Here is a 13470-nt window from a genome sequence, read left to right as displayed (position 1 = left end):
GAGGATTCTTCGATAAATAAGATATAGGCAAATATCCGGAGGCGGTAAGGTGAATTTCCATGTGACGCTTGAGAACAAAGATACGCGTGTCCGCAAAGTGCATCATGAAAATGGGAAGACCGTATTAACAGCGGGGGCCGGCTCCTGTCTCCTCAACGGAAATTTTATTGTGCAGAGTGATGCCGCGCATGTGCTGATCGGGCGATACTCGTCGCTGGACTATGGCGTGACCTTTGTGTTCGGCGAGAAGGAATGCACATGTGCGGCAAACTATTCATTCGAGATGCTTGCAGCAAATGGGGATGATTTGAAGCTCGTTCCCGTCGGCGAGCGGAATCAGATCATCATCGGGAATGATGTACGCATCGGCGCGGGCGCAATTATTATGGGCGGCGTCCGTATCGGCAATGGGGCTGTGGTAGAGGCAGGAGCAGTTGTTGCGGAAGATGTGCCGCCCTATGCCGTTATGGCAGGCAATCCGGCGCGCGTCCTCCGGCATCGGTTTGATGAAGATACGACGGCTGCGCTCCTGCAGATCAGATGGTGGGATTGGCCCGAGGGGAAAATTCGGGAACATATCCGGCTGCTTTGCGGAGATGCGGTAAAGTTTACCCGGAAATTCTCTGTTGAGGCAAACGACACAGCAGGAACGGGTGCGACTGCGCTTCAGCTGTGCGACCTCAAAAAACAGGGCTATCGGATCTACTATTTCGTACCGGACTTTTCTTCGGCAGAAGCGATTTGGCGCAAGGTGTTCCGGGACTATCTTCGATCGTATACGGCAGAGGATCAAACAGCTCTCTTTATCGAGATCCCGGAGACGGCAGCTTCGGCGGAGACAGATGAGCTCCTTTCGTTGTTGTCAGCGCTCGGTACGAATGCGCCCCTTGTGCTCTCGCACACATGTCCGGAGGGATTTGATGCGGAGGCTCTTCAGCAGGCAGAATGCTTTATTACAACCAAGGAAGCTATATCATCGCAATGTGCGGACTATGCCGCTGAGGCAGGCGTGCGGACTGCCTATGGTCTGGACGACGCGCGCAGCTTGTTTGGCGTTTCGAAGGAGTTTGATGTCAGCATTTGTGTTCTGACCTGCCGGCCGGACTATGAGAAGCTTTTCATTACGCTGACCTCTGCGATTCAGCAGCGAGGATGCAGTTATGAGATTGTGATCGCAGATGACGGCACGGTAGATTTTCAGCAGCAGGAAATCGAGCTGTGGCTGCTGCGTCACGGCTTCATCGATTATACTGTGGTGCGCAGCCTCGAGAATCGGGGGACGGTGCATAATGCGGCAAGTGCGCTGCGTGCGGCGCGCGGACGCTGTGTAAAGATGATCTCTCCGGGAGACTACTTTTACAGATACGATGTGTTGACGAATATGCTCCGCTTCATGGAGGAGAGAAACTATAAAATCGCATTTGGCCGTACCTGCTGCTATCAGTCCGATCATCGTGGCTATAAGATTGTCAACACGATGAATCCCCTGCATTTGCGCCCCTATCGCAGCAGCGATATGCGTGCCGTCAAAGAAGCCTATCTGATTTACGGCGATTTTGCCTGCGGCGCTGCGTTTATGGGGGAGCGAAGGCTGGTGCAGTCATATATAGAGGAAATTCTCGGCAAAATTATCTATGGAGAAGACGGCATATATGCAATGATGCTCGCAGACGATATCGAACTCGGTTTTTGGGATGAGAATTTTATATGGTATGAATACGGCGTCGGAATCTCCATGGGCGCATCGGAAGAGTGGAAGGCACGCATTGGAAAAGACAGTGCAGTATGTTTTGCGCTGATTGAACATAAGCACCCGGAAATTCGAGCGGAAAAAGAGAAGCGGCGTCTCGCTCACGGCGAAGAAGACTTCAACGCGGTGCGTCAGCAGTATGCAAGAGAGGTCGTTGCCGCGCAGATGGAAGAAGCGGGCGGATACAGACAGAATGTAGACCCGCATGAACTCGAGAAACTGGTGAAGAAAAGGGTTGTGTTCGCATAATTTTTGAGAGCTTCCCGCGTTGCGCATAAGGGGATGGACATTGAACTTTCATGTGGTATTGGAAAATAAAGACGCGCATATCCGCAAAGTAATCCGTGAAAACGGGAAAACCGTATTGACGGCAGGGGCGGGCTCCTATGTACTCGGCGGGAACTTCGCTGCGGATGACGACGATGTCCACGTACTGATCGGGCGCTATTCTGCCGTCTCTGACGATGTCGCGTTTATCTTTCAGAACGAAAATGAATGCAAAACGGCGCATGCTTCCATCGTGCCGCATAGCGCAGACAAATGGACAGACCGTCATTCAGGCAGACAGATTATCATTGGGAATGACGTACGGATCGGCGGCAAAGCGACGATTCTGGGCGGTGCCCGTATTGGCAATGGGGCTGTGGTAGAGGCGGGAGCAGTCGTGACGGAAGATGTGCCGCCTTATGCCGTTATGGCAGGCAATCCGGCGCACGTCCTCCGGCATCGCTTCGATGAACAGATCGCTGCTGCGCTCGAGCGGATCAAGTGGTGGAATTGGTCCGAGGCAAAGATTCGGGCGCATATTCATATGCTCTGCGGAGATATGGCAAAGTTTATCCATAAATTTTCTGCGGCGCAAAATGATACGCCGGCTGCAGCGAATGAAACTGCGCTTCCGCTTAGGATGCTCAAAGAGCAGGGCTGTCGGATCTACTATTTTGTGCCGGACTTCTCATCAACGGAAGCGATTTGGCGCAAGGTGTTCCGGGACTATCTTCGATCATATACGGCAGAGGATCCAGCTGCTCTGTGTTTGGAACTCGGGCGGAAGGCTCCGCCTACAGCCCTTGGTGAACTCAATGAACTGCTTTCAGCGCTCGGGGAGAAGGCGCCGCTTGTACTGACGCATGAGAGCGGAAGGGACTTTTCCGTTCGAGCACTGCAGCAGGCAGATGTTCTGATTACGACCAAAGAGGATGTTTCATCCCGCTGTGCGGATTATGCCGCTGCTGCAGGGGCGGAGATTGTCTATGGCGGAGACGAACAGAGCAGGATTTTTCATGTTTGGAAAGAATACAATATCAGTATCGGAATTTTGACCTATCAGCCGGACTATGAAAAACTGCTGATGACGCTGACCTCCGTGATTCGGCAGCAAGGATGCAGTTATGAGATTGTGATCGGAGATGACGGTTCCAAGGATTTTCGAGAGCGGGAGCTCGAACTGTGGCTGCTGCAGCATGGATGCAGGGATTATGTGATCGTACGAAGTCCCGAGAATAAGGGAACGGTGCATAATGTGATGAACGTCCTCACTGCAGCACGGGGGCATTACGTGAAGCTGATCTCTCCGGGAGATTATCTCTACAATGACCATGTTTTAGCGGATATGCTGCGCTTTATGGAGGAGAACAGCTATAAAATAGCCTTCGGGCGTGCATGTTATTACTCCAAAATGGGTGATAAATATCATCTGATCAACCGCATGAATCCCTTTCAGCTGCGGCCGTACAGAGAACGGGACTTCTCTGCAGTCAAAGAGGCGTATCTGGTCTATCAGGACTATGTGGTCGGGGCTGCATTTATGGGAGAGCGCAGCTTGCTCGCCGCCTATACAAGGGATATACTCGGCCAAATTATTTACACGGAGGATGCTGTCTATCCGATTATGATTGCCGATGATATTCGGCTCGGGTTCTGGGATGAGAATTTCGTATGGTACGAGTATAACACCGGCATATCCGGCGATTTGTCGCAGGAGTGGAGAGAACGCCTTCTGTATGACAGCAAACGTACGCTTGCGATCATTGCGGAACGACACAGCGAGATCTTGGACATCATTTTTGGATCGGACGGCGGAAAACAGCACGATGATGCGGCATACAGGAGAAAGCGAGCAGCATACTATGCGGAAGCAGAGAGAATGTTAGCCGCAGGTTCTTACCTGCAGAACGTCGATCCGGCAGAGCTGAGCAAGCTGGTTCATGCGGAAGTCGTAACTTAATCGTTTTCAATCAGATGGGGGCACTATGCAAATTGTAAAATATATGTTCCAGCCGCATGGCGATGCGCGCGGGATGCTCGTGGCTCTGGAAGAATTTAACGACATTCCCTTTCGCATCAAGCGTGTTTACTATATGTATGACACCGTGGAGGGCGTTGTGCGGGGGCATCATGCGCATAAACGGCTGGAGCAGATCCTGATCTGTATTCATGGGAAATGCAAGATTCGCCTCGACAACGGCAGTGAGAAGAAGGTTGTTCTTCTTGAAAAACCATATGAGGGGCTTTATATTTCGCACGCCATGTGGCGTGAGATGTATGATTTCTCACCGGATGCCGTGCTCATGGTGCTGGCGTCCGAGGTCTATGACGAATCCGACTACATACGGGATTACGATGAGTTCCTGCGCATGGTAAATGAAGGGCGCACATCTGCGGCTCCTAAGAATTGATCATAAATGGGGGAGAATATGCACAGAGGGGAGAGAATCGCATACCATCCGGACATTGACGTTTCGGTGTGTGTGCTTACCTATCGGCCGAATCTGCTGAAGCTGTTTGCCACGCTTGAATCCATTGTCTGCCAGCAGGGCTGTTCCTTTGAAATCATCATTGCAGATGACGGCACACCGGATTTTGACAGAAAAATGATTGAGGCGTATTTTGCGCAGCGAAATTTCCATGCCTATACAATTGCGGCAAATCCCTACAACAAGGGGACAGTGAAAAATACGGCGAGCGCGTTTCCCGTGATGCGGGGCCGCTACATCAAAGCGATTTCTCCGGGCGATTTCCTGTACGATGAAACTACTTTGGCGCGTATGCTTCGATTCGTGGAGAACAGTCAATATCGGGTCGCTTTTGGGTGTACGTATTACTATCAAGAAGCAGGACCGCAAAACTATGAGGTGCTCGGTCAGCTCCAGCCGTCCAATATGGAGTCCTATCGCAGAAAGGCCTTTTCTGAAATTAAGAAGGAATATCTCATTGTACCGGACTTTCCTGTCGGCGGCGCGTTCTTTACGGAGGCAGAACTGCTCATCTCCTATACGGAGAAAATTCTTGGAAAGATTATATACGGCGAGGACTGCGTATATAACATCATGATTGCAGACGGAATTGAACTGGGATTCTTCGACGATCATTTTATCTGGTATGAAAAGGGCTCCGGCGTTTCATGGCAGCCTGAGTGGCAGCAGGCAATCCGTGCCGATCAAAATATGTACTATACGATGATCGCGGAGGATCATCCCGAACTGCGTGATCTGTGCAGTTGGAAGATTGACCCGGAGCACCATGCGGGGGAGCTCTATGAACTGTATATCGACGAATACATAAAGGAGGCTGTCCCCCGCATGCAAAGAGAAAATGCCGCCTCTTTAAAGCGGATCAACCAAGCGTATTTACAGCGCTGGCTTCGTTCCGGCCTGCTGTACGCCAATGGACGATGAGATCGTCTGGCTGCGGCAGCACAAGCGCTTTGCCGATGTATTCCTCTGACAACAAAGGAAAAATGATGAACATTGATCTTGCTGTTCTTGGACGACAGTATGACATTCACGCAGCAGAATATGAAGAGGCTGCGCTGCGTGCGCTCCGCTCCGGATGGTATATTCTGGGGCCAGAGCTGGAGGCGTTTGAACGGGAGTTTGCCGCCTATACAGGAGCAAAATATGCAGTCGGGCTGAATTCCGGGCTCGATGCCCTGACGCTCTCCGCTGCAGCGCTCGGCATCGGCGCGGGGGATGAGGTTGTCGTTCCGGCGAATACCTATATTGCGACAGCGCTTGCCGTTACGGAGAACGGCGCATCTCCCGTCTTTGCCGAGCCGGACGCGTACTACAATCTTGATGCCGCGCAGCTGGAAGCCGCGATAACATCGCGCACGCGCGCGATCATGCCCGTTCATCTCTACGGGCAGGCAGCCGATATGCCGCATATTATGCGTGCCGCAGAAAAATATCACCTCGCCGTCATTGAGGACTGCGCCCAGTCGCACGGCGCACATTTCGGCGCAACGATGACGGGCCGATTCGGCAATATTGGATGCTTTAGCTTTTACCCGACGAAGAACCTCGGCGCATTCGGCGACGCGGGTGCCGTTGTGACGGATGATGCGGTGCTCGCAGAGAGGATCCGCATGCTCAGAAACTACGGCAGTAAGGAAAAGTATCATAATGAAATGTGCGGCGTGAACTCCCGTCTGGATGAAGTTCAGGCGGCTCTTTTGCGCGTGAAGCTGAAATATCTGCCGGAGCTGACCGCCGAGCGAAAGGAGATTGCCGGTCAGTATCTGTCTGGCATACAAAATGAACACATCCTTCTGCCTCAGCTGCGGGAAGGCGCCGAGCATGTCTACCACCAGTTCGTCGTTCGGACAGCGCAGCGGGACGGATTCAAAAAATATCTCTCTGAACGCGGCATAGAGACCGTGATTCACTATCCGATCCCGCCGCACCGTGCAGAATGTTATGCGGGGCTCGGGTATGGGCGCGGCAGCTTCCCGTTGACGGAACGCTATGCCGATGAGGTGCTGAGCCTGCCGATGTTCAACGGAATGTGGGCGGATGAGATCGCCTATGTGATCGAGACCGTCAATGCATATCGCCCGTAATTCCGGCAAGGAGATTCTATGCGGAAACTTCGTCTGGAAGGAAACACGGTATATTTGGAAGAGGCTGCGGAAAAATATTTCCCGTACATTATTGCATGGCGCAATGATCCTCTGAACAATCGCTATCTGAACCAGCCCTTTCTTCTCGATATGGAAAAACAGAGGGCGTGGTATCGACGGTATTGCTCCGATCCGACGCAGGGACTTCTGGTCGTTGTGGATAAACAGAATGACACGCCGTTTGCCACGATGGGCTGGACAGATCATATTCCTGCGGAGAGACTGTGCATCACGGGGCGCCTGCTTGTCGGCGACCGACGTTATCGGGGGAGTCCGCTCTTTGCAGAAGCAACGCTGCTCTTTGCGGACTATATGTACGGCGCATTTGGCGCAGATACCTGTTATGCACATATCGTGCATGAGAATATTGCATCCGTGCGCTATCATGAAAAATACGGGTTTCATCGGAATATGGGAGCAGCACGGTTCCCCCGCGAGCTCGTGGTGAACGGCATGCAGCAGATGGAGTATGTTCGCACCAAAGAGGCGTGGCTTTCGGTGCGGGAGCATACGGTTCGGAGTTTATCCGAAATAAGTAAGACAACACTTTTGCTAAGATAGGCGGGAATTATGCAGGGACGATCATTTTCCAACATGAACACAGCGGCATATTACCTTCAGGAACTTCACAACCGTCCGCATCCGGAGCGCAGGATGCGGGTTGTCTTTCTTGTGCAGAACGACTTTATTTGGGATAAACAGTCTCCCGTATATGATGTATTCGCAGCGGACGATGACGTGGAGCCGATCATCGTGCTGCTTCCGACATATACTGCGACAGACCATACGGCAGGGAAGCGCGTGGGAGAATATGAAGAGCGCTATTGGCATTTTTTCCACGATCGCTATCAGGATGTTTATGATTTTACCAATGTTCTCGATCTGCGGGTCTTTCAGCCGGATTATATATTCTTGGCGCTGCCCTATGAAGATCTGCGCCAGATGGGCGGCACCCATACGACAGATCTCGTTAAAATTGCAAAACTCTGCTATATCGCGTACGGCACGCAGGGAACGAAGTTCTTTATTCATTGGGAGACGATGATGCAGGAGTTCTTCTCGCATATGACGTTTCATTTTTGTGACTCGCCGGAAGAGAAGGCTGCGATGGAATCTGCCTATCCGCATACGGTTTCTGCCGGACTGCAGCATTTCGAGGATCTCGGCTATCCGAGCTTTGTGCCCTACTTGGAATATCACGGTGAGCCGCACGGCACACGCAGAATCCTTTGGATGCCGCGTTGGACAACAGATCCTATGGTGGGAGGAAGCCATTTCCTTGATTATAAAGATCATTTTGTTGACTTTGCGGCAAAATATGGGAGCAGCGAATTAAAATTTGCAGTTCGTCCGCATCCGTTTATGTTTGATAACTTTATCCAGCGGGGGGATATGACGGAGAACGAGGTCGCATCTTATAAAGCGATGCTGGATGCATATGGGATTGAACTTGACGACGGAGCATATACGCCGTTTGAGGCACTCAGCCGCGCAGACATCCTGCTTACGGATTTTTCATCTCTCAATATGCCCTTTTTCCTTTTGGACCGTCCGCTGGTCTATTGCCCGAACGGCGTCGAACTGACCGACGACTATAATAAAATGCTGGAAGGAAGCTATGTTGCGGAGGATTGGATGCAGGCAGAATATTATTTGGAGCAGCTGATCCGCTGCGAAGATCCTGCCGCGGATCGGCGCAGGACGATTGTTGCCGAATTTCGAGAAAAACACGGCGGAGCGGCAGAGCGTATTGTCGCCCGCCTTAAAAAAGACCACGCGGACAGCCTGTGCTCGGAGCATGTATATCTGCCCGACGTTGAAAAATGGATTTTTGACCAAAAGAAGGCGCTCGTTTCGGTAATCGGCGGCGGAAACGAGGAACTGCTTCAAGATTTTTGCGCACAGGAATGGTATACGCTCTATTTGGCGCTCCTGCCGCTGCGCCTGCACAATGAAAACCTCGTGTGGGGAGAAGAGCAGATCCTTGGAAAGCTGCAGGAGATGTATGAATCTGCGGAGGTGCGGGAGCGTCGTTCCCGCCTCGTCCTTGCGATGCTTCTCTTTGCAGATCCGCTGACGCTTCCGGTCCCCGTCGAAATCGATCTGTGGCCGGGAACCCTGTATCACGATATACAGAATGTTGTTCGCCGGCATCGTTTGGAACTCGGCATTATATAAACGCGGAATGGGGCCTTGTGTGTGATATCGAATCGGGAAACGCAATCGAGATCAATGCAGATGGAAGAGGAGCGCTTTATTCGGCGTACGATCCAGCTGCACTTCGGCAGAGAGGCGGCTGACGGTACTCTGTTGCCGCTCAAGGAAGGAATGACCAATGACTCTTTCCTCTTCGTTGTGAATGGACAGAAATATATCTTTCGCTACAACGGACACGGGACAGAGCTCCTCATCGACCGTGAAAACGAGAAGGTCGTCTATGAACTCCTCGGTACCGCTGATATTACGGAACATGTCATTGCACTCAGCATTGATCCCGGGTATAAAATCTCATGTTACTATGAGGGTGCCCGTGTCTGCGATCCTCATAATACGGATGAAGTAAAACGATGTATGAGGGCACTGCGGGCCTTTCATGAGCGCAGATTGACCGGTGCAAAGGTTTTTGACCCGTTTGAAACACTGGAATTCTATGAAGAGCTGATGCCGTTGGAGAGACTCCACTGCATCGAATATCGAAATGTGCGGGCGGAGGTCTTTTTCCTGCGGCCTTTTCTTGCTCCTTTTTTAACAGATCGTGTGACGCTTTGTCATATTGATTCGATTTTCGACAACTTCCTGTTTGTTGAAGGACGGGAGCACCCCTATCTCATCGATTGGGAGTATGCGGGACTCTCTGACCCCCTCATTGATATTGCGATGTTTGCGATTTATGCAAATTATACGGAGGAAGAGACAAAGCAGCTGCTTGCGGGATACTTTCCTGAGGGCTTCGATGATCGGATCAGAGCGAGAGTATATGCATATATGGCGGTCGGGGGACTCCTTTGGAGCTGTTGGTGTGCCTATAAGAGTTCGTTCGGCGTAACGTTCGGCGCGTATGCAGAGAACCAGTTCCGCTTTGCAAGAGACTATCCTGCAAAGGCACGGGCTCTGCTGGAGAATGCATTATGAGACGGTATCCTCTGTGGCTGATGCTCGGCCTCCTAAGCGGATTCCTTTGGGGATGTAATAACTATTTGTACGATATTGGCGCACGACCTCTTCTCGAAGGAAATTTAGCGGCGGGGATTATCGTTCCGCTCGTCTGTACCGCTGTCAATGATATGAGCGCAGCTGTGTCTTTGCTCCTCGTGAACGGGATCCGCGGCGCTCTGCATGCCGTCCGCACGATCTTTCATCGTTCTGGGGCTTTTCTATGTGCTGCGGCGCTTCTTGGCGGACCGCTCGGACAACTTTCCTATTGTCTCGGCATTCTCTGGGCAGGACCGACCTATGCATTGGCACTCTCGGCGCTTTACCCCGTTGTCGGCTGTATTCTTGCCAGAGTGATCCTGCATCAAGCAATAACAATGCGTATGGGGCTTGGCATTGCGCTTGCGGTAACGGGGGTAGTCCTCACGGCGGGGACGCCGTCAGATTTTGCTGCTCCACTGCTTCTTCCGGGTCTTGTCTGCGGGCTTGCTGCAGCATTTTGCTGGGGGAGTGAAATCGTGCTTGCCGTGCGCGGCATGGAGGACATTGAGCCTGACCTTGCGATTACGCTGCGTGAGTGTATTTCCGGCAGCGCTTTACTGTTCATGTCACTGATCATTTTACCGGGGAGATTGATATGGGAGGAGATTTCATCCCACCCCGACGTACTTGGATCGCTTGTCGCCGCGGGCATCATCGCAGGTGCATCCTATTTTCTCTGGTACGCGGTTAATAGAGCCATTGGATGCGCACGCGGAATGGCGCTGAACGCAAGTTATATCATTTGGGGCGTGCTTCTGCAGTGGGGAATTGGGGGAGCAATGGTGTCGGGACAGATGATTTTAGGCTGTGGACTTGTCTTTGCTGGAGTTGTGTTGGTTTCTCTTTATCCGCAGAAGGCCGAGAATATACTATGACATATGAGGAGTTTCTAAAGCTTTCCGAACGGTGTAAAACAGACGGCACGTGCCGGCAGAAACGCGCTGCGGCGGCGCTCGAAAGCTATCGTGTGAAAAATGCCGTACTGATGGCCGCCGGATATGGCAGCCGTCTTGCGCCGATTACGGATAAGATGCCGAAGGGGCTGCTGCGGATTTGCGGCGAAGTGCTTGTTGAACGTCAGATACGGCAGCTGATTGCAGCGGGGATCGGAGATATTTTCCTCGTCGTAGGATATCGAAAAGAACAATTTTCCTATCTTGCCTCAGACCCGCATATCCATATCATTGAGAATCCGGATTATTTTCGTTACAACAACACGTCGTCTCTCTATCGTGTCCTGGATGTGCTCGACAACACCTATATCTGTTCGGCAGATCATTATTTCACGGAAAATGTTTTTGAGCCGTATGTCTATCGCTCCTACTATGCATCGATTTATGGTGAGGAGCCTACGGGAGAATACTATCTGTCTGTCGATGCGGACAACCGCATTACCGATGTGCAGATCGGCGGGCAGCGCGGTTGGTATATGATGGGCCAGGTGTATTTTTCAAGGGGGTTCAGCGAGCGATTCCGCGCGCTGCTAAAGAGTGCGTATGAGACAGACGAAGCCGTTCGCGGACTCCTCTGGGAACAATTCTATATGCGGCATATCGATGATCTTGCACTTTACCGAAGGTGTTATGCGGACAATGTCATTTATGAATTTGATACGTTGGCGGATATCCAGGCGTTTGATCCGAACTTTACCTCTTGATCGGATCTTAAAAAATGAGAATTTCTATTGATTGCAGTGGGGGTAACATATGTTACGTCCCTTCAGAAATCCCTTTGCTATAATTGCTATAAGAAATGTGTATTATAACGGGAGCAAAGGAGAAATTCCCATGGATGCTAAAATGTTTTGCTATCAGTGCCAAGAAACGGCGGGCGGCAAGGGCTGCACGATGCAGGGGGTCTGCGGCAAGAAGCCGGATGTCGCGGAAATGCAGGATCTCCTTGTCTATGTGACGAAGGGGCTCGGCGCTGTGACGACGGCGCTGCGCGCAGAGGGCAAGAGCGTTTCGATCGAGACGAATCACCGTGTGACGATGAATCTTTTCGTGACGATCACGAACGCGAATTTTGACCGTGAGGCGATCATGGATGTGATCGAGGAGACACTCGCGCTGAAGGAGGAGCTGCTCGGCCACCTGAGCGATGCCTCTCATCTGCCTGCGGCGGCGCATTGGACGGCACCGCGTGCAGAGTTCTCGGCGAAGGCAAAGACGGTCGGCGTGCTCGCAACGGAGAACGAGGACGTACGAAGCCTGCGTGAGCTTACGACTTATGGGCTTAAGGGGCTCTCTGCCTATATGGAGCACGCGAATGCGCTGGGCTACGAGAACGAGGAAGTGGATGTGTTCCTGCAGCGCGCGCTGGCACAGCTGCTCGACGATACGATGGACGGCGGTGCGCTGACGGCTCTTGTTCTCGAGACGGGCAAGTGGGGCGTTGCCGGCATGGCGCTCCTCGATACGGCGAACACGGAGAGTTACGGCAACCCCGAGATCACGAAGGTAAAACTCGGCGTCCGCAATCGTCCGGGCATCCTTATCTCCGGTCATGACCTCAAGGATCTCGAGCGCCTCCTCGAGCAGACGAAGGGGACGGGCGTCGATGTCTATACGCATGGCGAAATGATCCCCGCGCATTACTACCCCGCGTTCAAGAAGTACGACAACCTCGTCGGCAACTACGGCAACGCGTGGTGGCAGCAGAAGGAAGAGTTCGAGAAGTTTAACGGTGCGATTCTCATGACGACAAACTGCGTTGTGCCGCCGAAGGACAGCTACAAGGACCGTCTTTTTACAACGGCTGCTGTCGGCGTGCCGGGCTGTACGCATATCCCGCTCGTTGACGGTGAGAAGGATTTCACGCCCGTCATCGAGTGCGCGAAGAAGTGCGCCCCCCCGACGGAGTTGGAGACGGGCGAGATCGTCGGCGGGTTCGCGCATGAGCAGGTCTTTGCCGTTGCGGATAAGGTCGTTGAGGCCGTGAAGAGCGGTGCGATCAAGAAGTTTGTCGTAATGGGCGGCTGTGACGGCCGCATGAAGTCGCGCGACTACTATGGCGAATTCGCAGAGAAGCTGCCGAACGATACGGTCATCCTTACGGCAGGCTGTGCGAAGTATAAGTATATCAAGAAGAATCTCGGCGATATCGGCGGCATCCCGCGCGTACTCGATGCCGGCCAGTGCAACGATTCCTACTCGCTCGCACTGATCGCGCTGAAGCTCAAAGAGGTGTTCGGTCTGGATGACATCAACGATCTTCCGATTGCCTACAATATCGCGTGGTACGAGCAGAAGGCCGTCATCGTTCTCCTCGCTCTGCTCCACCTCGGCGTGAAGAACATCCACCTCGGTCCCACGCTCCCTGCGTTCCTTTCTCCGAATGTCGCGAAAGTCCTCGTCGAGAACTTCGGCATCGGCGGCATTACGAATGTCGAGGATGATATGGCGATGTTCGGCATCGAGGTAAACGAACCGTCGGCTGCTGCCGTATAAAATACGAACTTCCACAGCAAAGCGTCTGCTCCAAGGGCGGACGCTTTTGCTTTGCATGGTTACGATAAGCAAAACGAATGGATTTTCGGCCTGCGGACAGGAGAGAATATGCAGTTCCCCCGGGTGATCGGAACAAGGAACAGCCTGCAGATTTGGTGACGAACCCGCTGTTTGAA

The 13470-nt window shown here is 52.4% G+C and carries 11 protein-coding genes; all 11 read left to right on the top strand.

Annotated elements, in window-relative coordinates:
- Positions 1 to 49 precede the first annotated feature (49 nt).
- Positions 50 to 1999, top strand: coding sequence for a glycosyltransferase (locus HMPREF7545_RS04680; protein WP_006694537.1), 1950 nt, complete (start codon positions 50 to 52; stop codon positions 1997 to 1999).
- 40 nt (positions 2000 to 2039) lie between these two features.
- Positions 2040 to 3977 carry a glycosyltransferase gene (locus tag HMPREF7545_RS04675; RefSeq protein WP_040571224.1) on the top strand — a complete coding sequence of 646 codons (1938 nt, stop codon included), beginning with the start codon at positions 2040 to 2042 and terminating at the stop codon, positions 3975 to 3977.
- Positions 3978 to 4002: 25 nt separating this feature from the next.
- Complete coding sequence (locus HMPREF7545_RS04670; RefSeq protein WP_006694535.1) at positions 4003 to 4428, top strand: sugar 3,4-ketoisomerase; 426 nt, start codon at positions 4003 to 4005, stop codon at positions 4426 to 4428.
- Between the two features lie 18 nt (positions 4429 to 4446).
- Positions 4447 to 5427, top strand: coding sequence for a glycosyltransferase (locus tag HMPREF7545_RS04665; protein WP_040571267.1), 981 nt, complete (start codon positions 4447 to 4449; stop codon positions 5425 to 5427).
- Between the two features lie 65 nt (positions 5428 to 5492).
- On the top strand, positions 5493 to 6590 hold the full coding sequence (locus tag HMPREF7545_RS04660) for a DegT/DnrJ/EryC1/StrS family aminotransferase (RefSeq protein WP_040571223.1): 1098 nt from the start codon (positions 5493 to 5495) through the stop codon (positions 6588 to 6590).
- An 18-nt stretch (positions 6591 to 6608) separates the two neighbouring features.
- Positions 6609 to 7211 (top strand): GNAT family N-acetyltransferase, encoded by a 603-nt coding sequence (locus HMPREF7545_RS04655; RefSeq protein WP_006694532.1) that lies wholly within the window; start codon positions 6609 to 6611, stop codon positions 7209 to 7211.
- 9 nt (positions 7212 to 7220) lie between these two features.
- Complete coding sequence (locus tag HMPREF7545_RS04650; RefSeq protein ID WP_040571222.1) at positions 7221 to 8828, top strand: CDP-glycerol glycerophosphotransferase family protein; 1608 nt, start codon at positions 7221 to 7223, stop codon at positions 8826 to 8828.
- Positions 8829 to 8882: 54 nt separating this feature from the next.
- A complete protein-coding gene (locus HMPREF7545_RS04645) occupies positions 8883 to 9782 on the top strand; it encodes a choline/ethanolamine kinase family protein (RefSeq protein ID WP_006694530.1) in 900 nt (299 codons plus the stop codon).
- A complete protein-coding gene (locus HMPREF7545_RS04640; RefSeq protein WP_006694529.1) occupies positions 9779 to 10720 on the top strand; it encodes a DMT family transporter in 942 nt (313 codons plus the stop codon). The genes HMPREF7545_RS04645 and HMPREF7545_RS04640 overlap by 4 nt, the downstream gene beginning before the upstream one ends.
- A complete protein-coding gene (locus tag HMPREF7545_RS04635; RefSeq protein ID WP_006694528.1) occupies positions 10717 to 11502 on the top strand; it encodes an NTP transferase domain-containing protein in 786 nt (261 codons plus the stop codon). Before HMPREF7545_RS04640 ends, HMPREF7545_RS04635 begins: the two co-directional genes overlap by 4 nt.
- Before the next feature lie 130 nt (positions 11503 to 11632).
- A complete protein-coding gene (hcp, locus tag HMPREF7545_RS04630; protein ID WP_006695738.1) occupies positions 11633 to 13294 on the top strand; it encodes a hydroxylamine reductase in 1662 nt (553 codons plus the stop codon).
- Positions 13295 to 13470 lie beyond the last annotated feature (176 nt).

It is taken from the genome of Centipeda noxia ATCC 43541, assembly GCF_000160555.1.
GTDB classification, from domain to species: Bacteria; Bacillota; Negativicutes; order Selenomonadales; family Selenomonadaceae; genus Centipeda; species Centipeda noxia.
The sequence above is the reverse complement of the archived record's forward strand: the minus strand, read 5'-3'. Positions and strand labels throughout refer to the sequence as shown.